The following is a 24,744-nucleotide window of genomic DNA, read 5'->3' on the forward strand; positions in this document are numbered from 1 at the left end:
CCTTATTCTTCTACACAAAATGCTTTAATTAACGCTATCCACTCACCGGAAATATGCCTGATGGAAAACCTTTCTGCAATTTTCGATGCCGTTTTCCCCATGCTATCAGCCTTTTCCGGTTCCGCCGCAATTCTGCCCATTGCCTCGGCCATTGCCTTGTCATCCCCTACTGGAACAAGCAATCCATTTTTTTCATTCTCAATACATAATCTGCATCCACCACAAGGACAGTCCGTAGCTATCACTGGCAATCCTATCGCCATCGCTTCTAACAAAGAATTGGATATCCCTTCATAATCAGAAGACAAAACATACATGCCAGCCCTCTGTATCCGTTCTGCTATATTACTGCAGAATCCTTCCCATATAACTTTTGAGTCTATATCAAGCTTTTTTGAAAGCAATTTTAACTCTTTTTCTAATGTACCCTTTCCATACATATGCAGTGTATATTCCGGATACTGCTGTGAAAATATCTGAAATGCTTTTAAGAGCATTCTGTGATTTTTCTGCTCTTCCAGCCGTCCAACACATACAACTGTGTTTTCCCTCTCTCCATTGTAAACAGGGATATCCGGTACAGATACCGGGTTGGGAATCACAAGCCCTTTTTTCTGTACATTCACTGGGAAATATGCTTTCGCATCCCCTGTTTGGAATACAATTCTATCAGAGTGACGATATGCAAACTTCCTTGTCTTTTGTTTTCCAAACGAACCAGGATCATTTCTTTCAGATGAAATCATTTTCATTGACAATCCCGTCTTTGCAACTGCCGCGAAAAATGCAGCATCCGGCTCAAAGACGATCAGAATATTGTCCCTGTTCTTCCTGAAATATCTTCTCATATCAGCAAGCCGTTTCAGACGTTTTCTCATACTGCCGCCACTGATCCCCCCAACTGAAACAAGCCTCACCCGGCTATCCAGTGTATACACACATTCATCCCCGGCCGTCATCAAAATTGTTGTATCTATTTTTTCTTTTACAAATTCATTTGCCAGTTCAGAAATTACTCTTTCTGCCCCGCCTCCCGCCATGCTGGGAATAAGAAAAGTAACTTTCATCATGCCTGTTCTCTTTCTCGTCCGCATTCTTTGTAGATACCAAGTAATTTTGTACAATATTGCTCTAACGTGTCAAAGTTGATTTCTGTACAGTTATCTGTATAATATTTTATTCTGTTTCTGTCATTCCACAATAATTCTATCTTACTTTTCAATTCATCAGCATTCCCAGGTTCAAACAATTCTCCCTGCGTTCCTGCTTCCAGAAGCTCTGGTGCCCCTCCAATATCTGCGCAGAGAACCGGTGTTCCACAGGTAAGTGATTCCATAACGGCAAAAGGACAGTTTTCATAACACTCTGACGCAAAAACAGTAAATCTTGCCCCTGCTATCAATCTGTACAATTCTCTTCCTGACAGATATCCTCTGTTCTGGATATTGGCTGTCCGGTCAACCATTTCCTGCAGTTCTCCACTTCCTGCAAAAATGAATGGAATTTCCGGCACCTCTCTGCATGCCTTAACTAAAGTCTCTATTCCTTTTTCTCTGGAATATCTTCCAAAATACAGAACATAGTTTTCTTTTATTTTTTCCTCTTCCGTAAGTGTAATATCTCCTACAAAATTATGAAGCGTTATAATTCTCCCCTTTAGCTGATCATTGTGGCTTAAAACTTCCCCCAGAAAGAAGCTTGGCGCAATAACCTTATCAATCTTCTTATATGGTTTAAAAATACGATATAATATACCTTCTGCTGTTCCAAGCAGGCTTTTAACTGTCGATCCATGTATACATTTATATTTTGTGCAGTTCCATAAATTACCGTTCAGACATTTCTGGCATCTTTCTCCTGATATATATTGCTGCATCAGATGATTTGGACATACAAGCTGTCCGTCATGTGCTGTATAAATAATTGCTGTCCTTCTGCCAGTCTGCCGGTCATATTTCTTTATCGCATAAATAATGGATGGCGTTAGCTGAAAATTAAAGTTATTAATATGCACGGTATCCGGATTAAAATCTTCTAATACACGAAGCAGCTTCCGTTTAGCTTCTCTGGAATACAGAATCTTAAACGGATATAAAAACCGTGCCACTCCACTGCTGTGAAAATCTACCTCATCAGTGTAACATCCCAGCCGGTTACCTCCGCATCTGCCTGTATGCTCCATTCCAAAATACTGTACCTCATGTCCAAGTTCTTCCAACTTTCTTCCTATACTGAACATATAAGTCTCAGATCCACCATTCATAAAGAGGAATTTATTTATAAACAATATTTTCATTTTGTCTCCCATGACTCATCCATAACCACAGAATCTTTTCCATAGAATTTTGCTACTACACGATTGGTAAATGCCCCTGGGTCACCCGTTACTGGCATATGCATCAGCGGCCCCTGCTGGTCATTGATCGGACATAAATGAGCTTCCCTGATACTGTCATCTAGCAGTATCTCCATCTGTGAATGTATTTGTCTTTTGAAATCCGCTGCCTGTCCACTTCTGATATAATCTGTTGACATCTTAAATACACTGTTTTCCAATAATGTTCCCCGACCTATAAAGACTACCAGACAGCAGACAATCAATGCTGGAATGACTATTCTACTATGATAATCGTCCTTCTTCATACCAGCATCTTTCCGTCTTCTGAACTGGATCCATCCTTCCCAGTAAACAATAGTTGCCGTTCCTGTAAGTATGAATGTCAGATACTGCATGGATGCTGGACCTAACGATACTTCTACTGCCGCGTATATTTCCGGCGCAAACATTGCCGAAAAAAATCCATACATCAATATAGTGAAAATGATCGGATGAGGAAATTGAAATTCCATCTGTCTGCCATTCAGACATTCCCATGTCAGGATTGCAATTACAATAAAAGCCAGAAATATAAATGTTTTATCTGTAAAATATGTTCCTATAGTTTGAACTGCTTGCACTAAAGATCGTATGATCGTATAAACTATCATACTGCCGCTGAGGGTAAGATGACTCCCCTCTTCTGCTGCCCTCGCTGCATTTCCAGGCATAATCACCTGTATAACTGTCGCTGCAATTCCTGCTGTCAGTGGCACTCCTGTCCAAAACAGTTTTCTGTTCTTCCTGCCCCAGCACAACATTGTCAGCACATATATCATTAAAACAAGCAGGACTGAGAAATAACTGCTCCCTCCCATCATGATTGCAGCAGGTACAGATAACCAGATATATTTTATCCTTCCTGTTCTCTCAAATTTTGACAGAGCTGTAAGCGCAAACATCGCCACAATATGGGGCAAAATATAATGGATCGTCCCTACATACCAGTACATTGCTATAGCCGTACTTGGGATAAACTGAAAACTGAGCATCAATACAAGTGCCACAATCATGGCACTCTGATACTTCTCTAATTTTAATCTGTTCACCAGAACTTCTTTGGCCAGACAATAATATGATATCATCATCAGTAATGACATAGTAACCGGAACTATCCAGAAACTGTATGTAATAAATGCCTCCGGCATCAGAGTAAAAATAAACACAGTAAACCAGTCCCCATTCCATGTCATGCACATACTCTTTGTTGTTTCCAGACTTGTTTTCAATACCTGCAGCAGAGAGTGCGTTGCAAGCCATATTCTATGGGTTGCCCCTGAATAGCCATAATCATCTCCTGATGGTCTTGCAAAAAAAGCCAGATACCATAATGGCAGCATGGTAATAATATAGATACCTATGGTAATAACAGCAATTTTTTTTAAATCAATCCATCTGGCAAATCTATCCCATTGCTTCATTCCCTTATCTCTCCATTGCATAAAAATAATCCCTGATCTCCTTAACCTGGGGTTTTTCTATTTTTTCTTTTTTTGTCCAGATTGTCATGGAACCACACTTCGTAATATCAAACCCACTCGCATCAAGGGATGGATCATAGCACCAGTGTCTATCGTCCTGATTGTACAGAATAACAATATCCATTTTCCCAAAGTCCTGTTGTTCTGATACACTATTGTCTGCAATCCACATATTGGGATCGAATACCTGATTAATTACACCATCATCTTCATACCAGTAATATACATTATTTTTCCCATGCAGATCATACCAGTAGTGAACTGTCATATTTCCTTCTATATTAGGGAAAAAACAGGAAAGGATATTTGTTTCTTCGTCAGATATTTCATCTACCGCTTCCAGCATGGCTGTTACACTCTCTCCCCGATAACGGTAATAATCTGCTTCTATTGCCATTGCCCTGATATTTGCTGCAAGCATAAGAATCAATCCTGCCGTATATACGATTCTTCGCTTTCCTGACAACGGTTTCCATTTAGATATCACTATAATGAAAAACCATGCATATCCGATCGTACTTGGAAGCATATACCGTTCTCCAATTCCTGTTCCTGAAAAAACCAGAAACTGTGGTCCCAGAAATGCCAGCAGTAAAATTATCTCTTTCCATAGCTTCTTGAATTCCTCCCAGTAAGTAAGCATGATCGCAATAAAAAGAGGTGAAAATCTTGCATACCATTTCAGATCCCCGGAAAATGAATGTATATGATTTTCTATACATCCTGACAAACTGCTTATACCAAAGCCATCATAATTATCACCGCCTCCTGATATCAGCATAATCACGCTAACCAAAGCTATAAACACCATTGCCAGGACTCCTATAATCCAGTAATCCTGCTTAAGTTCCTTCATGATCACTTTAATTTCAGGTAATCTGTCAAATACTTTGATCCTGTCATACACAATATATAAAATTATAAAGGGCAGTAATAAAATAAAAGACTCCTTATACTGGCACATAACAATAAAGAAAAGAAGGCTTATTACTCCCTGCCATATTTTTTTATTCTTCAGATATCTGAGCAGGAAGAAAAAACCAACAGAGAACAACATTGTACATTGGGATTCCTGTGGTCCAAGCTTCCACCATGCTGCTGACTGATATCCCATTAATGCTGTTAAAGAAAACAATACGGAAAAAAACCGGCTTGCTCCCATTTCTTTTCCGCATGCATACAGAAAAACCATACTGATTACTATCTGTATTGCTTTAATAATACTAAATGCGACTGTATTATATCCAAACAGATAAGTACCAATAATCCTCATCATATAATAAAAGGGTTCATAACGTAGTGTAATATCCCTGCTTAGGACAGATCTGATCAGTTCTAACAGAGAATACTGCCCTGTCTGTAATCCATAAGTCCACTCCAGGAACTCATGATCATCCACCATATGAAATCCTGCTGTAAGTGTCCCAAGTCCAAGTACCACTGCAAGAACTATTCCTGTGGAACCTAATATAACAATAAAAATCTCTAATAATCGTCCTTTTTTTAACTTATCCATGATTCCCTCTTTACAATCTTATCTTTTCCATCTGAAATCTGGATATAGCATCCATCTCAGATATTTACTCTTGCCCAACAGCTTTGCTATCACGCAGGAGCCTGCTATACTGATCACGATCCCCCCTGCAATATGTATTACTGAATTTCTTATCCCCATCTTCAGCAGAATACTTCTGAAACCCGCTGCACATATTGTATGCATAAGAAATACTGGCATTGTGTATTTTCCGCAAAGAGCAATCAGCCTGTCTGATATCCTGTCTGTCAGGAAGCACCCTGTCTGAAATACCAGCAGACATCCCAATACTCCCATTACCATACTATACAAAATCCACCTTATCACACTTAACTCTCTTCCAAATCCTATAAACGACACTGGAACCAGGCTCAATGACAATAAAAATGTGATCCTACGAAATCTTATTTTTCTTTTACTCCACGCTATGACCATCCCTGCATAAAACCAGATGCCCCAACGTAAAATACCCTGTACCGGAAAAATTTGTAAAACATATTCATTTCGCTGAAACATAAACAATATAACTACTATAATTCCGGTAATTACCACCTGTCTCTTCTCATTTAACGTAGGATAACATACAAATAAAAAAAAGAGAATATACAAATACCAGTATGGTGAGAGTGGATCTGTAAATAACACTCTAAAAATTCCACCATCCTGTGTCTCATTAACACTATTATTGAAAAGCAATTTCATCATATAGGTTATCACACTGAACACCATATAGGGAATTCCCAGGTTAACTGCCTTTTCCAATATGTTAATTCCTCTGGCTTTCCATGTTGAAACCCTTCTTTTCTTCTGATATAAATACCCACTGCAGATAAAAAAAACCGGTACATGAAAAAAATAAATCGTATACTCAAACCATGAATACATCCCCGCGTCCTGTATGATCTGACTTTTTTCAAGTCCCTGCAGCAGATGTCCCAACAGCACAAGGATACAGGCTATTCCCCTTGTTGCATCAATCCACGTCTCTCTTGTCGTTCCTTCTTTACTTATCATAAACGACATCTCCATTATACACTTTAATTGTCTTTTCTACTACAGCATCCCAATTGTATTTATTGCAGATAAAATTACTGCTTTTATTTCTGTAGCCTTCTGCGATATCCGGATTGTCTACCAGATACTGCAACTTTCTCTTTAAATCTTCCACATCACCTTTCTTAAAGTGTTCTGCATATTCCTCTACAACTTCCATATTTTCAGGTATGTCACTTACAAGGCAACAGTTTCCATAGCTCATTGCCTCAAGAAGACTTAATGCCATTCCTTCTATATCACTGGGAAGCACAAAAATACTGGCATTTGAATATAACTCTTCCAATATTCTTCCCTGGACAAACCCTGTCATAATAATATTTTTATTTTGTTCGGCATACTGATAAATTTTATGCATGTATTCCGCTGCATGACTGTTGCCTCCGGCAATAACAAGCTTTTTATCTGTATTTATTTTCTGGTATGCTTCTATCAGATAATGCACTCCTTTTTCCGGTACCAGTCTTGCCAGAAACAGAATATAGTCATCCCTTTCCAGTCCATATTTTTCTCTGATATCTCTGCAATCTCTTCTGACTGGTTTCTCTATTCCATTTGGTATAAATACTGTCCTTCTGTGATAAGTATTCCAAAAATACTCCTGGACATTTCGAGACAGCACTATTACTTCATCAGCTTTTCTTGCTGCCTGCTTTTCCCCATACTTCAGTACATGTGCTGCCAGATTTCCCCACTTCGCCCTTTGCCAGTCAAGTCCATGGATGGTAGCAATTGTTCTATACCCAAACAATTTAGGCAATCCCAGCATCACGCAGGGACCTTCAGCATGATAATGAATAATGCCATACCTGCCAAACAGTGCTCTTAATGTTGCTAAAAAGGAATATACAATAGCATTGAGACTGCTGCTCTTAAAAGTAGGTATTGTGATCAGCCGAATCCCATTATATATTTTTCCTCTTTTTTCATCAAACTCTTTTCCTGATACATGATATCCGGATCTGTTATAAGCATCTACATGATATCCAAGTTCCGTAAGTCTTGTAGCTATTTCATCTACCACAATTTCAACTCCACCTTCTCTGGACGGAATTCTTTTATGTCCGATCATTGCTACTTTTTTCTTCCGGTTCTTCTTACGGTCTTTCCGGTTTTCTCTGACCACGCAAAAAATAAAACTGGCATTTGTTGATAGATATCGTGTAAATAGCCGTTTGGGATCCTGGGTAAGCCGGTACAACCATTCCATACATAATTCCTGCATCCATCCGGGTGCTCTCTTTACCGTTCCTGCGCAAAAATCAAATGCCGCCCCAACGCCAATCATTATCCCATTTATTTTATTACGATGCTCATACATCCATATTTCCTGTTTCGGTGCTCCCAGTGCAACCCATACAAAATCAGGCTTTGCCTCATTGATCCTTGCAATAACCTGCTTATCCTCTTCTTCAGTCAGCTTGCGAAAGGGCGGCGAATACATCCCTGCAATAACCAGCCAGGGATACTGTTTTCTCAGCTCTGCTTCCAGTTTATGCAGTGTATCCTCAGAAGAACCATAAAAGAAATGGCGATATCCTCTATTTTCTGACAATTGAAAAATTCTGGGCATCAAATCAGGTCCAGGTACCCGTTCTGCATCATAAAAGCCTCTGCTTCTGCAGACCATTGACAAAGGTTTACCATCAGGCAGCGCCATCGCACCACTATTCTGGACTATATTATAATCTTTATCCCTGTATGACATCATTGTAGTATGAACATTGGAAACACATATATAATTTCCCCGTAATTCATCCAGATTTTCCGTTAAATATTCTATTGTTTCCTGCATATTAGTTACATTGATATTTGTATTTAATATTGGGCAATATCTTAATTTCTTTTTCATCTTCTATACCTGTGCCGCTACACCAACTTTTTCTTTTTTTCTTTTATAACCAGATAAATAATTCCTGCCCCATACACTGCAATTGCCGTTGTTACTCCCGCAAATAACATATTTCTTATCTGTTCCACTCTTGCAATATTCCCGGAAAAAGGAACCATTTCTGTTTTCTGATCAACATAACCAATTACTTTATCCCCGGGCTGCGGAGCATCATTTTCATCTTGCAGATAATAGCTTTCTTCTATATCATTGGTGTACTCAAAGGCTGTTCTTGGGAAAAGATATCTGTCGGGTGCCTTAAAGATGCCAAACACAATTCCACCTACTATTATTCCTGCTATGAATGATATGCCAAGCAGTTTCTGTTTTTTCCCACAAACAGACTGTCTTATTCTTCTGTTTGTCTTTCCCAAGTCTATTTCAGGAAATTCTATATTTCTATCAAATTTTCCACCACAATATATAATCTTTCCCTTCTGCATTTTTTCATATACTGCCAATCCCAGAAAAACCAATGATATATTTTTGAAGGATGTATTAAACAGAAATGGCTCTGTAATCCCTGCAGTCAGACATGCAATTGTTACACAAAGAGCCTCTCCTTTCTGTTCCTTTCCTAATTTCCAGATCAACTGCAGATAACCAAATATAATCAAGATAAAAAAGACAGATCCATACGTAATCAGTGCAAACACATACGAATTATCCATCGTCCTCAAAGAAGTTACTATATCTGTCATTTTATTTCCAAATAAATGTATAGGTACATTAGTCAAAAACCATTGTGATAAAATCAGCCTGTTATTTACCAGTTTATTTACCAGTTCAAATGCCCTTCCTTCAAGTATTAAAGGTGCTATCACCGATATAAATACACACCCTGCCGCATATAGCATCAGCAGAATCTTTTCTACCTTCCCAATCTTCTTTCTATAACTCCAGTATAGTGCTAGTATCAGATACAATGTAGCTACCAGAAAACCTGTTGAACTGAGCGAATATATAAACACAAATCCATTTATCACTTCAAGTGCAAAGAACCATCTGACATTATAGCTTTTTCCAAGCAAATACACTATAAAACACAATAATAACAAAAGGGATACATGTAAAACATTGGGATGTGCATATCCAAGATTCCACCTGATTATTCTTCCAAGTCCAAATTTGTCATGTACTTTCACTGAACTGTTAATTAAATGAGATGCAGTCAAAAAGAACAGGCTTCCAAAAGATAAGATCCAGGTTATTAAACCTGCTCGAAATATCTGTTGAACGTTCATTCCTTTCACACTGATTAGAAGCATAATGCAAAATAATGCTCCCTTTTCCCCGCTTATTAAGTAAATAACCATGCCTAAAGCCAACATTGCTATGGTATACATAACTTCTCTGAGTGTAAAGTCCGTTAAAACCAATTTCACTGCAAATGCAAAGCAGGCTATTAACAGAAAAACCTTAAAAGCTAACTGCCCATCATAAAGTCCAATCCCCTTTGCAAATAATAATATGCAGAAGAATACATAAAAACAGACCTGTGAAATTGTAAGTTCTCCATTGTTTTTTTTATTTGTCACTGATCCGAATTCTCCTTTTTATAAAACATATCCTTCTGGGCTCACAAATGTCCAACCCCGCCATAAATCTTCCATTTCTTCTTTCACAAAACTCTGGCCTTTTTTGTGGATCGATGGACGAATCATAATTTTATCCGAATTTTTGTTTAACCGGGCGCCCCAGAAGCTAAATGTGGAATTGGCACAGATAATATTTTTACACCTGCTCATTAACCACATATCATAATAACTGTTTTCTCCATGGTTAATGTCTACAATCGTACAATTTTCCCCCTGATATTTTTCCTTTATATATTCGCTGTCGTCAGAAAAAACAAAAAAGTGAGCATCCGGATTGTTCTTTTTCATATAATCCATAGCCGTCCTATAATATTCTTCCGTACAGATTCCACCAAACATCTCTGCATTATGGGCATTCAGATAATCTCCTCTTCGTATATGCACACAAACTGATTCTGTCTGCTGTATTTTCTTCTCCATTTCTTCGTTTAATGGATTACTGCTTGGGGGAAACTCTATTTTCGTGCGGAGTCCTGGTAGGATATCTCTATAATACTTTTCACAGGCAAAATATCCAGATATATACATATTCTCAAATTCAAATATTTCTGGATGATACATTTTGCTTTCATGGAACCAGTGTACAGATGCCGGAAAAATCTTTCTTCTTAATTTTCCTTGTATTCCACCGCTTCCAATAAGCATGTTTTTTTCTTTTTCTGTACATTGTACATATTCAATTCCACTAAGCAAAGCAAGTTCCAGTTTTCTTGGTGTAATATCAGTCTCATTCTTCTGGAACCAGGAAATATCAATTTTCACATCTTTTCCCAATGTTACAAATTTCTGATACAAAGCATATTGTTGCAATTGATTGCCCAATCCGCCTGCCAGCTCTATAATAAGCATTTCTTATCCTCTCATCCACTATCAATGTCTTATATATATTTTTTTACAATCGGGAGCCTTCTCAAAATACAGGAATATAGTAACCCTGTCAAAAAAACCACACCAACATAAGCACTGCAGGCTACTACCCCAACTGTTTTCTCACATAACTTAAGATAAAGAGATAGCCATTGCCATCTGCAAAAATTATCCAACAGATAAATACCAAATACACAGCTTCCTATGTTCAGGATCGTTCTTCCCGTCCAGCCATCCTGTGATATATTATCAGTTACCTTTTTTACCAATAGCCAAGAACAGGGAACCATAATAACTGTCAAAAGATCAAATCCCAAAACATCATACTGTCCCTTTAATTTGAAAATTACATACATGATAACGATATTTATCACAATTGATGCAACTAAAAATAATGAGGTTTTCCAGGTTTTAAGTTTTTCAAATATATGATCCGGATCTTTGTCTAAATACCACCCCAGTATCATATAACAAATATAATCCCCAACAAATCCAAGATCTAAATAAATATGCACCCGAAAAAGGATCTGGATCAAGGGCATTCCAATGTCATAAACCACCTTGAGAAGCAACAAATATTTTATCAGAGCCCCATCTATATTTAATATCATTTTTTGAAAAAAAGGCAATATCATCAGCATTCCCAGATATGCATATAAAAACCATAATGACTCTCTGATTCCATTTGTCAGGAACTTTTCTACAAAGTCCGCAATTGAAGCCTTTTCCATACCATATCGAACGATATCCATGCTATAATAAAATAACGATACCCCCAAAAGAACAACTACAATTCTACCGATTCTTTTGCGAAATAACTGCTTCACACTTTCTTTTTTCTCCAGCAACAATGCTCCTGATATCATAAAGAAAAGAGGTACTCCCATTCTGCAAAGGATCGTTCCTGTCATAGAATATAACCAGGTTACCGTATTGGATGTTGCGTGATAATACTGCGTACCATCTGTATGATTAAAGATAATACATACCACCGCAATAATTCTGATCATCTCTATATACACTTTTTTCCTCTGATTCATATACTCCCCTTCAATTACTGGTTTTCTCTCTGTTCACCAGCCATGGAAATTCCCACCAAAAACTTTCCGCCCGGTTATTGCCTGGTAACATATCACACCAGTATTTTCCTAATAAAAACAACGTATAATCACGCGCTATATATACCGAGACCGTATGAGCCTCCACCAGCATGTATAAAAAAATACATGCCAGCATGACCACACCCATATAATCTTTTTGAATCTTCAGCTGTCTTATTAATACAACCAGCACACAGATATAAAGAAAAGCTGGTATTATTCCATACCAGTAAAACAAGCGGACCCATCCCATATCAAAATAATACTTATTTTCAGGTACACCAAACCATCTCCAGGTTGTCAGGATTCCCTCATGAGTGGCAGAACCATAATATAAGTTAATAATTCTATCTGAAAGCAGTCGATCCAGCATTCGAAGATTATCATGATAAGGAAGTATTCTACTGCAGGCTGCGGCTACCCAGGCAAGTCCAACGCAGCCAGCCAGTTCCATCACTGTCAGTCCATATATCAAACTTTTCTCTTTAATTTTTTTATATCTTCCAATTAATGTTATCACTACTGCAAATATTGTCATTGCAGCTCCTGTTTTAGATTTTGTCAGAAGAAATAATCCACAATTCATAGCAATTATTATTAAGCTCTTCCAGATTTTTATATCTTCTCCCCACAAATAAAGCCACAATAACGTCAACATGAAAAACATACAGTGAAGTGCATTCGGATGCCCAAGTCCGAAACAATATCTGGTTTCTATCACATCTGCCCTGAAAATATCAGTCATCTTTATCGTTCCCAAAACACCTGTTAATGACAGTATAATCAGACATGCACATCCACATAGCGTTACCCAGAATACGTATTTCAATACGTCCTTCATGTTCAGATTTTTACAGGCTGCTATGAAGATAACGATTCGAATAATTTCATTTCTTCCTGTAAATGTATATGATATAACTCCCAATATTGCAAAGGCTACTATAGTCAGTTTTTCCCTGCCTGTATACCTTGTCAAGAAAACCTTACTTAAAAAAAACAGAAAGGTTATTTGAAACAGGCGTCCTTCTATAGGATTGACGAATGAACTTTTATCAATAATCAAAATTGCCAGTTCTATACTAAGTGCTATATAAAATAGTATTTCTCCTGTTTTTTTCATTCTTCCTGGTTTATACCTTCCTATAAATCATTTATCTTTATTTTCTTCTGTTATGGTGAACAGAGATAATGCCGGTGCCAGCGACCACGGATAGGCTCCATACACCTGCGGATACATGGAAAAACCCTGACATTCTGCAAGGCATCCATAGATCCTGCCCTCCTTTACTGAGTTCCAGAGAGCTTCTCTTCCCCGGACCATACGGGATTTATGTATACCGATAAGGACATTGGTCTGCAGGGATCTTGCAATGGCATACAGGATCATAGCCGTAGCCGAAGTATCTACCGGTCCCTCCTTGGCTCCAAGCTGCCAGCTGTAAAGTCCTCCCTCCAGCTGATAGGCCTCTACCTTGTCAACAAGACGGCGGTATGCCTGTTTAATCGGCTCATAGCTTGGTCTGTCGGTTTCCATATAAGCAAGGCTGTCAGCCATACCGATCATCAGCCAGCCTACAGCCCGCCCCCAGCCTATGATACCATATTTCACACCGCTCTCATATTCAAATCCGTGATAGGGAAGGCCTGTCTTCTCATCCATTCCCATCTGGATAAAGTTCATCATCTGGGTAACTGCCAGGTTGACAGCATTCATATCATCATAGACTGCCCCGTATTTGCAGAGAAACGGACAGACCATTCCAATACCATCAGCAAAAATGTATCCATTTTTCTGTTCCGGTCTGTAGGGCAGATTTCCGCCGTCATCTGTTTCATGGTGAAAAAGATACTCTGCTATCCTGTCTGCTGCCTCTTTATACTTTTCTTCGCCTGTGATCTGATGAAGATCGATCAGTGCCATGCCGCTGACAGCATCGTCCAGATAATACATTTTACACTTTCCGGCAATCCATCTGTCATAATATTTCTTCAAGACGTCCAGGATCACTCTGGCTTCCTCGGAATTCTTATGATCCTGATAATAATCTGCAAGTGCCTTGGCTAGAAGCCCGTTCGGCCAGTTAAATCTGTCTGCCGGTGGAACCTTCCTCCCGCAGATCTGCTTCAAAGCCCGTTTCATATAATAGGTACCAGTATATCCCGGATAGTCGATCAATTCCCTTTCTGCCTCTTTTACCATATCCAGCATTGCGGATCACTCCTTCCTTTTTCTGAACTTTCCCTTTACAATCGTAACCAGATACTGAAATTCTCCCGCTTTCCTGAATACCATCAGGAAAATACCATTAAACACCAAACAGATGATCACAAACATCACAAGAAATGTCAGTATCGTAATTTCCTTCATTATAATCCCTGAAATGCCATAAAAAATCCCATATTGGAGCACCAACAATAAGCAATACTTCACCGAATCCCTGAAATATTCTCCGGCCTTCCGGTCCAGTATCACATGGTAAATGATGATCGGCTTGGTCACATTGGCGATCAGTCCTGACACGATCGTTCCGATATATACCCCGACGAGGCCGATCCTTACGACCAGTACAATGGAAATGACCAGATTCACTACGCCCTGGATCAGTGCCAGATATTTATCCTGTTCAAAAACACCTGCTGCCGTCTTGAAGTTCGACAGCACGATCCTTTCTCCTTTAAAATAAAAATCGATCAGAATACAGCCAATGACTGAAAACGCCAGTGTTCTCTCTGCACCCACCCAGAGTGTGATAAATGGTGTCAGAAGAATGGCAAATCCAACAGCTGCAAAGCCGTAGATCCAGCTCGCTGCAAACCGGTATACCTTAAAGAGCTCATACTGTCTGTCCTTTGACTCTGTGGCGATCAGATTGCCAAAGCTTGACAGCACAGAATTAAAGACAATATTCACCACATTGGCTGCAGAATTCATGATCATATTGTAGTTGTCCACGAAGCCATTGACGGTAACATTGATAAAGCTGGAAATGATCATGCTGTCGGTCTGGAGCCTCGCTACATCTCCTACCTTATGAAGCACCAGTGCCTTAGTCTTCGTGACTACCTCGCCAGTTTCTTCCTTTGTCAGCTTCTCCACCCTTTTATCCTTCAGATAGGGATACAGACGGTTCAGATAGTGACTCACATATATTTTCTGCAACAGCTCCACTGCTGCCGCCGTCAGAAGATAAGCATAGAAGTTGCCTGTTGCCAGGATCACTATGATCTGCAGGCTGACTGTGATCATCTTGGTGATCGTGATGATATTGGTCTGGATATAATTCTTCTGCTCGGCATTGACCAGACTGTATTTATAAGCGACAAAATAGGTGCTGACCGTGTTAAACAGAAAAATAAAATAATACAGTGTCAGATCCCTGACTGTCACACCATCAGGCTGTTTCACCAGATAGGGCAGAAATGGTGAAATGGCAAGTCCGATTCCCGCTACGACCAGACCTATGATCCGGTAGGATTTCTTATAAAGCAGCATATAGGACTTGATCTTCTCGTAGTCCTTATTGGCCACCGGCTTATACAGACTGTAATTCAGCGCTGTGCCGATCCCAAGCTCTGCCATGGAAAGCACGGACAGAATACTGGTGTAAAGGGAATTGACACCAACAAGGGTATCCCCGAGGTGTGCGATAAACACGCTCCGCAAGACAAAGCCGAGAAGCTGCGTCACCAGATTACCGATCTGTCCAAATACTATATTCTTTGTTGCTGACTGCACTCTTCCCATAAATGATCTACTTCTTTCCCTGTCTGCATAGCTGCTTCTTTATATGCAGGCATTTTGGCTGCAAGCTGGCTGCGGATAGCTTCTTCCTTCGCCGCAAGCCACCTGAAGGCCTCCGTCAGATCTTCTTCCTTCCGAAGAAGCTGTACCGGGAGCACATAATTTTTTTCTGTTCCAAACAGATCTCTGGCTATTCCTCTGGCTTTCACAGAATAGCCAACCACCAGTGTCGGAACCAGACTGGAGTATGCCGCAATGGTAGCGTGAGTTCTGGCTCCGATAAACATCCGGCATCTGGCGATATAGCCTTTCAGCTCCTCACAGGTTCCATCCGGAAGCTCCAGTACTCTTCCTGTACCTTTGAACTGTTCATACAGCTCATGGATCGGTCTTCTGTCATCATTTCTGTCCCAGACAACATGTGGGATCAGGGCGATCTGAAGGCCGGTATTTTCTACGATATACCGGATGAGCGCCCGGTAGTTTTTCATGGTAATCCCTGCTGATTCTTCATTATCCTGGATCATGGGACTGATATTGATTCCGACTGTATTCCCCTCCTGGAAGCCTGATGGCAGGGGCAGCTCCTTCTTTTGAAGGGTAAAGGCGGGATCCGGGAAGCAGTATACCTTAGGTACATTATATCTTGCCCGGTCACAGCTCCGCAATCCCTTCAGCCCTGCCTGCTGCTGCGCCACCATACGCTGCAATGCCTCAAAGGTAATGCTCTCCCTGGCAATGATCGTGTGATACTTCATCAGATCCGCTACGATTTCCGGTTTCTTAATGAGCTCCGGTTCTATGGAACAGCCAAGCAATACTGTTCTTGTCCCTTTCCTTACAAAGGCCTGATTGGCAAGGCGCAGATCCTTCCGCATGTTATCATAGCAGTAATTGTCCCCGCCAATCGATATGGCAAGGGGAATATCCTCCCGGAAGGTCTTTCCATAGCGGTAACGGATAAAGCTCTCCTCATCTCCTGTCAGCTTCCGATACAGATAATAACAGATATGTGCCAGCTTATGATCTGCAAAGCTCTTCTCTCCCCGGATATCACACAGCTCCCTCAGTGAATATTTTTTATCCTCTCCGCCGTAATAGCTGAGAAGTACAGGTTTTTCCTTGATCATATGGCAGGTGCTGTTCACAATGGCCTCGCAGCCATGATTGCCGCTTCCTGCATGCATATACATAACCAGTCTTTTTTCTTTCATGAATTCAGTCCTTATATTTTCTGAAATGATAACCATACAGGTATAGCCCCGGCGCTGCTGCAAACAGCTTCGCTTTCAATCGGTATCCACCGGAAAGCAGTTCATATGCACCTGAAACCTGCAGCTCCTGCTTTAATTTGTCTCTGCATATCTGAATATACTGTGCATTCTTCCTTCTGTCCGCTGCAGGCAGCATGGCAAGCTTTCCTGCTGTCAGCATAATACCCATGATCAGGATGGAGGTCACCTTCGCTTCCAGAGTGCTGTCTATGGCAAGGATCCTGTCTCTTGCCAGCTCCCAGCAGGTGATCTGATCCATATAAGATGGTGTAAAGGGTCTGTTCATAGCCCCCTTGGCATTCTGATAATATCCATATCCAGGATAATCAATCTCCGATACCTTTCTCGCATATCCAAGAAGCTCTGTCAGGAAAAGCATGTCCTCCCCGATCGAAAGGCCTCTCTGAAAACGGAGCTTTCCGATCAGTGACCTGCGGTACAGCTTACTCCAGCATCTGCTGTTCCCCTGCAGCAGCTCCTCTCTCAGATACTGTGCTCCTGTATAGGTAACCGGCTCTCCGATCCGGAACCGTTCTGTCAGAAATGCTTCCCATTCCTCTTCTGTTGACCAGGCATGGAAGCTGCAGCCTGCCATATCACTGCCTGTCTTCCGGAGTACATCGGCAAGGACTTCCAAAGTCCTCGGACGCAGTCTGTCATCAGCATCCACAAAGGTGATCAGTTCCCCCTTTGCCAGATCAAGACCGGCATTCCGTGCTGCAGAAACACCTTCATCCTCCGTGGTTATAATGCGGATATTTTCATAGTTTTCTTTCAATTCCACGCATACTTTGCCAGTACTATCCGTGGATCCGTCATTGATGATGATGATTTCCAGCTTCTGATACGTCTGGTTTTCGATACTCTCGATGCAGCTTCTCAGATAGCTTTCGCCGTTATAGACCGGAACGATCACACTGATCAGCAGTAAATTGTCTTTTGGTTCTACCAGCATGTTCCGGCCTCCTTTCTCATCTCAGGAACGGTAATACCAGATCATCGCAAGGCGGAGCAGTCTTACCGTCACTTCACCAGGATGCTTCATTACCAGATAGAGCAATTTGTTCGCCGGCTGGTTTACCGTAATTTCTGTCCGTTTCAGCAGATCCCTGATCTCTTCTGACCTGCAGAGCTTAAAGATATTCCTGCGGTAACCGGATGGGTTGCCTCTGGCTTCGTTCTTGAGTACCAGGAAATACCAAAGTATTGACTCCTGATCCAGATGTTTTTTCTGTTCTTCCAGCTTATCCCCGGTAAATTTATCTTTCAGTATCCGATCCGTTGTCTGTATCAGCTTTCGGATATTTTCTGTCAGCTTTTCATTATATTTATGCACCATGGATTCTTTTACATAAAGATAATGGTAATAAGCCTTATGATCCATAGCTACAATTCTCTGACAGTCAAGCAGCACCGGCAGCATGATTGTTGTATCTTCCCCAACAATGATTGCCGGATCAGTATAATTTCCATTTTCTGAGATCAGTCTTTTTGAAATCAGCTTCATACAGCGTGAAATCGTAATATACCGTTCTTCCTGTCCAAGCAGGCAGGGAAATATCTTTTCCTCTATCTCTTTCCTGCCATATTCACCTGGTGCCAGCTTCTGCCATACATACTCCTGACTCCCACCGTCCCTTTCAATGATGTAATCACTGATCACCATCTCCCGGTCATTTCCGGTCAGATAAACGCTCATTTCAGAAAGCATCTCCGGATCGATCCAGTCATCACTGTCCAGGAAGCTGACATACTCTCCACTACATTCTTTCACACCTGCTTTCCATGCCGAAACCAGACCGCCATTTTCCTTATGAACTACCCGGATTCTTTCATCTTTCTCCGCATAAGCATCGCAAAGCTCTCCACTGCTGTCTGTCGAGCCATCATCTACAAGCATGATCTCCAGATTTCCATAGGTCTGTGCTCTTACAGAATCTACACATTTCTTCAGATATTGTTCTGCATTGTATACTGGTATGATCATGCTGATCTTATATGCTTCCATATATCTTCAACAGTTCCTCCATATTTTTTTCTATGGAAAATTCTTTTTCTGCTTTTTCTCTTGCGCTGTTTCCAAGCTTTTTGCATAAATGCTTATCCGCAAGGAGTCTGTCAAGCGCTGCATACAGGCTTTTTTCATCCCTTGGTTCAAACAAAAGTCCTGTTTCTTCCTGCTGTATCATCTGTGGAATTCCACCGGTATCTGACGCTGCTATTGCACAATAATTTGCCATTGCTTCCAGAATTGCAATTGACTGACCCTCAAAATAAGAGGGCAGGACAAAAATATCACTTTCCTGCAGATATTTCTGTTTCTCTTTTCCACTGATCCATCCCAGATACTTTATAAAATCGCTGTTTTTTTCTATCTGTTCCTTCAGTTTTTCATCCTCAAAAATACCACCCAGATAAAGCTTTGCCCCAGGGTATTTCTGCTGCAGTTTTTCCGCGGCAGCCAGTAATTCCAAGACACCCTTTTCCTTACAGATCCTGCCAAGAAAAAGCAGCTTGTGCTGACCATACTGCTTCTGATATACTGGCGGCATTTCTATGCAGTCAGGAAAAACAATGATTTTATTTTCATCAATCAATGTGCCAAAAAATTTCTTCCATGCCGGAGCCAGTACCAGCATAATGTCTCCCATGGAAAGGATCTCTTTTACTCTTTTCTTCCCCTTTTGGGAAAGCTGTCCATAATATCCCTCAAAATCCCCGCCATGCTGGTGAATCACTATCTTTTTCCGGGCTCTTTTCGCTGCCTTGATAAAAAAACTTTTTCTCACATAGCTTGCATCTGATGCCATATTCACATGGACAATATCATACCCGGAAAGCTGCACCAAAAACTGCATGTATGCTTTCATGGCTCTCCAGAGTTTTCTTACTTTTGAGCCTTCGATCATGGTTCCAATATATTTCAGTTCTATTTTCTGATCAAGACCTGCGGCATAATAATTATTTACCACTCCGGAAATTCCTCCGTGAACACTTCGATCAGGCCCTACCATTAATACTTTATATTTTCCCATTTATTTTCCTGCTGCAATCCTCTTCAGCTTCCTGATTCCTCTTCTTACCAGCCTTTTCCCCTTCAGTGTCACTCTGGTAAAGAATATCTTCGCCCTGCTAACTGGCGGCATGATCAGATACTCATATTCTGCCCGGTGCTGCAGCAGATACGCAGGGTAGCTGTCATCTATTTCCACTCTTTCAAATCTGGCTTCCCGCCCAAACATATCTTCTCCAAGGAGAAGTCTGTCTGCTGCTTCTGCCAGCAGCACAGAATCGTTATATTCCTGGTGGGCTGCTGCTACGACCTTTGTGCCAATTCTCCTGGCCACATCCTTTTCACCACTGCTGCCCATATATCCAAAATGCCAGCCGCCATCAGCCACTCTTACCGCATTGGGTGCTGTCACGCTTGCTTCCCTGAGCTGGATGATCCCATCCTCCGGTATGCTCCTTTTAGAGAATACCTTGGTTCCCAGCCAGAGCTTTCTCTTTACTCCCGGAAATTCCCCGGTAATGGACAGGAGTTTTCCTGACACCTCTTCCATATTCAGGAAACAGTAAAACATCCTCTGGGCAAAATGATATACCTTGTCAGGATCAAAGGTATCAATAACCTTCTGCAGTGTTTTGGGATTGGGAATTTCATCCACATCACTTAAAATGATCACATCCTCATCTGCCGCATCTGCAAGTCCCTTTACCAGTGCGTTTTTCTGAAACTTGTCCCTTAAGTGGGTAGTCGTATTAACCGGTGAATTATCTACTACAATATAGGTGATCTTGGGTAAAAATTCTTTAAACAGCTCCTTATTCTTCTCAAAGCACAGCTCCTTTGGCTCACCGGAAAAGGTCACCGTAGCCTCTTCGATGACAAACCGGTCTACGATCGGATCCATGATGTGAAGCCGCATCTTCAATATATCAATTTCATTAAAAAACGGGATACAATCGTATACCATTCTATTTCCTCTTTCTTCCTATCTTCTGATCCTTCTCCAGAACAGCAGGGGTCTCACTACATCTTTAAATGCTTTCCACTGTTTCGTCCATGGATTCTCAAACCTGGGGTACTGCTCATTTCTTCCCCACCATTTATGAAAAACAAAAGGCTTCTCCACATCTGCCACTTCCGGAACCGGATGCTCATGTCCAAAATATTTCGCTACCTCGACCGGTGCGATCTTCATGCCCGCCGCTTCGATCCTGTGCTTGTTCATACAGCAGAGGAAGATATCTTCGTTATAAAATCCGTCCTCATCCTTTTCCCAGGTAAGATCCGCTTTCCTTGGAAACTCAAGGAGCCGTTTGCTGCGAAGTGATACGCTGTTTCCTACCCGGCACAGATTTCCGTAAATATCATGATAACAATGCTGTGTTCCCGGCTTTGGGATGGGCCATGGAGATCCAATATAATCATACTGAAGAAATTCCTCCCTCCACATCTCCGGATGTACCACAAACCCGTCATAATGAACCAGAAGCACATAATCTGTATTAATATAATCTCCAAGCTCGTAAACCATCTTATAATTAAAACAGTCAATATCCGTCAGCTTGGAAGTATGCTTGTAGGTAATTCCCTTTGGCAGAGAAAAAGGCTTTCTGTGGGTGATCAGTACAACTTCCCCGAATTCGATTCCCTGCATGCTGTAAGTAAGTGCCCTGATCGTTTCATAAAGCTTCACACTGGTCATGGCAGCCAGTGTGACATTGGGAAGCTTTAATTTATTGTGCGTCTGCTGTTCCATTTTGTCTCTTCATTCTCCTGATCACTGCCCGTTCTATCTTTTTCAGATAAAACCATCCATACAGTGCCTTACGTCTGATATTCTGGCAAAATCTTCTTGTATTGCCCGGCTTCTGATTGATCCTTCTGTACTTCGGTGAATGCTTCTTATATTCTTCCAGCTCTTTTCGGCATTCCTCTGCTGTAAACATATTACCTTTTCTGTCCATATAATGGAACAGACTGTAAATATTCTGTTCGGATGCCCAATAGCCATCTGACACGTTATGTCTCGCCCAGTACTTAGGGGCAATGGCAAACTTCAGTGTTTCACTGGTGTGCGCCGGCAGGCAGGCAAAGGAGGAATTGGATAAAAGCAGATAGTGTGCATTTTTCAGCGTCACATAATCCTTACCGATATCAAAGTGATGCGCTTCGATCCCCGGCAGCATTTTCCGGGCTGATTCCACATCATCCGTGATGATCATGAACTCCATATCCGGCCGGAGCTTTTTCATTTCCTTCATGCCATGGATCCAGTATTTCTTATCAATAAACAATTCCGGGCTTCCCGTATACTCGCCGCCCCGCATATTGATGATGCACAGATTGTCCCGGCTGTATTCATAGGAATCATACTCCGGCTTTACATGCAGCCACTGCTTCACCTGATCCAGATGGTCAATGAAATAGGACTCATCCTGCATATTCCCATAAATCAGAGTATTGTCACTGATATTCTTTAAATTCTGATCTGCCCCAGCAATATAGCAGCCATGCTCCATATCATGTCTGGAATTTCCGATATAAAGTCTTTCTTCTTTATCATTGTAGATCTGAAAACGGCTCTTTTCTTCTTCCGTGATCCTTTTTCCAAGATCCATGTCCATGAAATACATGCCACGGTCGCTGTGGATATTGACAGCAAAGCGTTCCTGCCCTGCTGTTCCAAATTCATAGCCGTTTTCTTCTGCCACTACTCTTGCAGTCACATAACAGAACAACTGGTTCCCCAGGCCCTGTCCATTGATAAATTCTGTTCCTACCATTCTGTCCCGTTCCTTTACAGCGTAGTCTTCACCAGCTTCATATTCTCTACCTTGTAGATCATATCGCACTTCTCAATGGTATTTAGCCGATGTGCAATAATGATCATGGTCTTACGTCCATGGAAGCTGTTGACCGCCTCCATGACTGCTGCCTCTGTATCATTGTCAAGTGCAGAGGTCGCCTCGTCAAATACAAGGATCTCCGGATCATTGTACAGAGCCCTTGCAATACCGATCCTCTGTCTCTGTCCTCCGGAAAGCCTGACTCCCCGGTCACCGATTGTCGTATCCAGCCCCTCCGGCAGCTCCTCTACGAATTCTTTCAGCTGTGCCTCCTCCAGCACTTCCCAGATCCGCTTCTCGTCAATCTTGTCTGCATCAATACCAAAAGCAATGTTATCCCTGATCGATTCGTCGATCAGATAGATAGACTGTGGAATATAGCCGATCTGTGCCAGCCAGGACTCATAATTCTTAAAGATATCCACCCCGTCACAGGTGATCATACCGGTCTGTGCATGTAAAAGTCCAAGCAGTATATCCACGATCGTTGACTTACCGGCTCCTGAGGTTCCGATAATTCCCACTGATTTTCCCTTGGGAACAATCATATGGGCATCCTCGAAAATATTTTTGTCAGAATCAGGATAATGGAAGCTGATATGATCCAGTTCGATCTGATGATCCAGCTTCAGCTTTTCCACCTGAGAATAAGCCTTTCTCTCTGCCAGCATGGCATCTGTTTTCATGCCCTCCTGCAGATTGTCATACACGAAATCAAGGCTGGGCTGGGTATAGGCGATTTCTGTGATATACGTATTGATACGGTTCACACTGGGCAGTACTCGTACTGCTGCGATCGCAAATGCAGAGATCGTCGTTACCATGGCTGTGATATCCCCGCCGCCATTAATATAAACTACCAGAAATCCCAGTACGCTTACAATAAACACGGTTTCGATCAGCAATCTTGGCATATTGTTCAGCACGGCATAGTTTCTGGCCACCTCTGCGCCGACCTTACCAGTTTCATAGTAGTTTCTCACATAAAATTCTTCCCGGTTCAGCACCTTGACATCCTTCAGTCCGTAGGTTGCCTGGATCCTCCACTTGGCGATCCTTGACTGGATCGCCTGATTCCTGGCACCGATCCGGTTCAGCCTTGGTTTAAACACCTTCACAATAAACAGGGTCAGAAGACCAAATACCGCAATGATAAACAAAGTCATCCCGGGATCATTCAGCAGAAGCACCATAAAAATGAGACAGGTAACCACGGCTTCACTTGCCAGCTGCAGCATGGCAAGGATCAGGGAGAAGGTCTGTGGGATATCACTGTCTGTGATCCGGAATACGGTAGGAATATCTGCTCCCAGATACTTTTCATAAGGGCGGTTTAAAAACTCTGCCATAACACGGCTGATCATCCGGTTCCGGTTCTTTGTGATAAAGGTATTCTGCATATAGGTCAGCAGAAGAATATACAGGTTCTTGATCACATAAATGGCCATCATGCCATAAAGTAATGCCATGGTGACCTGCTTCACAGTCGTAATGGATAAAGCATCACAGAGATTCTTTACTACTGGGATCCTGTCAATGTACCCCATCAGCTCGTCCGGTGCCAGCAAAGCCTGTACCACCGGGATCATGGCACTGACTCCCAGTGTCTCCAGGAGGCCACCGATAAAGATCATGATACCAAGGCCAACTAACTGCCATTTCTGTTTTCTGTCAAAGATTGCTCTTACTTTGCCAAGTAATGTTATTTTTTTCATGCTTCGGATTCCTTTGCAGGATGTGTTCTATATTTCTTCTGTATGTATACTAAATGTATAATACACCACACCAAGTATAATATACCACAGGCACTAATTTTGGTCAATTTGACCAAAATTGAAATTTCTCTCAGGCAGAAAATAAAATCCAAAGTGGCATCTGCCTGATAAATATGATAGTATAGGTTCAGTTATTTATATTGAAATCATTTGAAAGGAATTTGAAATGTCATCCAATAAAGGTAAAAGTCTTTTT

20 protein-coding genes are annotated in these 24,744 nt (G+C 41.3%); all 20 read right to left on the reverse strand.

The window, feature by feature from the left end:
- Nucleotides 1-2: 2 nt before the first annotated feature.
- Genes OCV77_RS00935 through OCV77_RS01035 form a run of 20 tightly spaced genes read right to left on the reverse strand, consistent with a single transcriptional unit; the run spans nucleotide 3 to nucleotide 24,488 of the window.
- The gene (locus OCV77_RS00935; protein ID WP_262572472.1) at nucleotides 3-1,070 is read right to left on the reverse strand and encodes a glycosyltransferase; all 1,068 of its coding nucleotides are present in this window, start codon (nucleotides 1,068-1,070) and stop codon (nucleotides 3-5) included.
- Nucleotides 1,067-2,296, reverse strand: coding sequence for a glycosyltransferase family 4 protein (locus tag OCV77_RS00940; RefSeq protein ID WP_262572474.1), 1,230 nt, complete (start codon nucleotides 2,294-2,296; stop codon nucleotides 1,067-1,069). The genes OCV77_RS00935 and OCV77_RS00940 overlap by 4 nt, the downstream gene beginning before the upstream one ends.
- The gene (locus OCV77_RS00945; RefSeq protein ID WP_262572476.1) at nucleotides 2,293-3,798 is read right to left on the reverse strand and encodes a DUF6056 family protein; all 1,506 of its coding nucleotides are present in this window, start codon (nucleotides 3,796-3,798) and stop codon (nucleotides 2,293-2,295) included. Before OCV77_RS00945 ends, OCV77_RS00940 begins: the two co-directional genes overlap by 4 nt.
- Before the next feature lie 4 nt (nucleotides 3,799-3,802).
- On the reverse strand, nucleotides 3,803-5,374 hold the full coding sequence (locus OCV77_RS00950; RefSeq protein ID WP_262572478.1) for a glycosyltransferase family 39 protein: 1,572 nt from the start codon (nucleotides 5,372-5,374) through the stop codon (nucleotides 3,803-3,805).
- 18 nt (nucleotides 5,375-5,392) lie between these two features.
- Nucleotides 5,393-6,406, reverse strand: coding sequence for an acyltransferase family protein (locus OCV77_RS00955; protein WP_262572480.1), 1,014 nt, complete (start codon nucleotides 6,404-6,406; stop codon nucleotides 5,393-5,395).
- A complete protein-coding gene (locus OCV77_RS16405) occupies nucleotides 6,396-8,297 on the reverse strand; it encodes a WecB/TagA/CpsF family glycosyltransferase (RefSeq protein ID WP_317246608.1) in 1,902 nt (633 codons plus the stop codon). Before OCV77_RS16405 ends, OCV77_RS00955 begins: the two co-directional genes overlap by 11 nt.
- A 17-nt stretch (nucleotides 8,298-8,314) precedes the next feature.
- Entirely contained in the window at nucleotides 8,315-9,874 is a 1,560-nt protein-coding gene (locus OCV77_RS00970; protein WP_262572483.1) for a hypothetical protein, read from the reverse strand.
- Between the two features lie 18 nt (nucleotides 9,875-9,892).
- Entirely contained in the window at nucleotides 9,893-10,783 is an 891-nt protein-coding gene (locus OCV77_RS00975) for an alpha-1,2-fucosyltransferase (protein ID WP_262572486.1), read from the reverse strand.
- A 29-nt stretch (nucleotides 10,784-10,812) separates the two neighbouring features.
- On the reverse strand, nucleotides 10,813-11,841 hold the full coding sequence (locus tag OCV77_RS00980; protein ID WP_317246609.1) for an acyltransferase: 1,029 nt from the start codon (nucleotides 11,839-11,841) through the stop codon (nucleotides 10,813-10,815).
- Nucleotides 11,842-11,851: 10 nt separating this feature from the next.
- Nucleotides 11,852-13,021 (reverse strand): hypothetical protein, encoded by a 1,170-nt coding sequence (locus OCV77_RS00985; RefSeq protein WP_262572488.1) that lies wholly within the window; start codon nucleotides 13,019-13,021, stop codon nucleotides 11,852-11,854.
- Between the two features lie 27 nt (nucleotides 13,022-13,048).
- A complete protein-coding gene (locus tag OCV77_RS00990; RefSeq protein WP_262572490.1) occupies nucleotides 13,049-14,110 on the reverse strand; it encodes a glycoside hydrolase family 88 protein in 1,062 nt (353 codons plus the stop codon).
- Nucleotides 14,111-14,116: 6 nt separating this feature from the next.
- Complete coding sequence (locus OCV77_RS00995) at nucleotides 14,117-15,646, reverse strand: lipopolysaccharide biosynthesis protein (RefSeq protein WP_262572493.1); 1,530 nt, start codon at nucleotides 15,644-15,646, stop codon at nucleotides 14,117-14,119.
- The gene (locus OCV77_RS01000) at nucleotides 15,613-16,857 is read right to left on the reverse strand and encodes a polysaccharide pyruvyl transferase family protein (protein ID WP_262572495.1); all 1,245 of its coding nucleotides are present in this window, start codon (nucleotides 16,855-16,857) and stop codon (nucleotides 15,613-15,615) included. Before OCV77_RS01000 ends, OCV77_RS00995 begins: the two co-directional genes overlap by 34 nt.
- Before the next feature lie 4 nt (nucleotides 16,858-16,861).
- Nucleotides 16,862-17,872: a glycosyltransferase family 2 protein gene (locus OCV77_RS01005; protein WP_262572498.1), complete on the reverse strand. Its 1,011-nt coding sequence runs from the start codon at nucleotides 17,870-17,872 to the stop codon at nucleotides 16,862-16,864.
- Nucleotides 17,873-17,893: 21 nt separating this feature from the next.
- Nucleotides 17,894-18,925, reverse strand: coding sequence for a glycosyltransferase family 2 protein (locus tag OCV77_RS01010; RefSeq protein ID WP_262572500.1), 1,032 nt, complete (start codon nucleotides 18,923-18,925; stop codon nucleotides 17,894-17,896).
- Nucleotides 18,912-19,952 (reverse strand): glycosyltransferase family 4 protein, encoded by a 1,041-nt coding sequence (locus OCV77_RS01015; protein WP_262572502.1) that lies wholly within the window; start codon nucleotides 19,950-19,952, stop codon nucleotides 18,912-18,914. Before OCV77_RS01015 ends, OCV77_RS01010 begins: the two co-directional genes overlap by 14 nt.
- Complete coding sequence (locus OCV77_RS01020) at nucleotides 19,953-20,894, reverse strand: glycosyltransferase family 17 protein (protein WP_262572504.1); 942 nt, start codon at nucleotides 20,892-20,894, stop codon at nucleotides 19,953-19,955.
- Nucleotides 20,895-20,912: 18 nt separating this feature from the next.
- The gene (locus OCV77_RS01025; RefSeq protein WP_262572506.1) at nucleotides 20,913-21,683 is read right to left on the reverse strand and encodes a DUF5672 family protein; all 771 of its coding nucleotides are present in this window, start codon (nucleotides 21,681-21,683) and stop codon (nucleotides 20,913-20,915) included.
- Entirely contained in the window at nucleotides 21,661-22,710 is a 1,050-nt protein-coding gene (locus OCV77_RS01030; protein WP_262572509.1) for an O-fucosyltransferase family protein, read from the reverse strand. The genes OCV77_RS01025 and OCV77_RS01030 overlap by 23 nt, the downstream gene beginning before the upstream one ends.
- A 14-nt stretch (nucleotides 22,711-22,724) precedes the next feature.
- The gene (locus OCV77_RS01035; RefSeq protein WP_262572510.1) at nucleotides 22,725-24,488 is read right to left on the reverse strand and encodes an ABC transporter ATP-binding protein; all 1,764 of its coding nucleotides are present in this window, start codon (nucleotides 24,486-24,488) and stop codon (nucleotides 22,725-22,727) included.
- Nucleotides 24,489-24,744: the final 256 nt, after the last annotated feature.

The organism is Suilimivivens aceti (assembly GCF_025567405.1).
GTDB classification, from domain to species: Bacteria; Bacillota; Clostridia; order Lachnospirales; family Lachnospiraceae; genus Suilimivivens; species Suilimivivens aceti.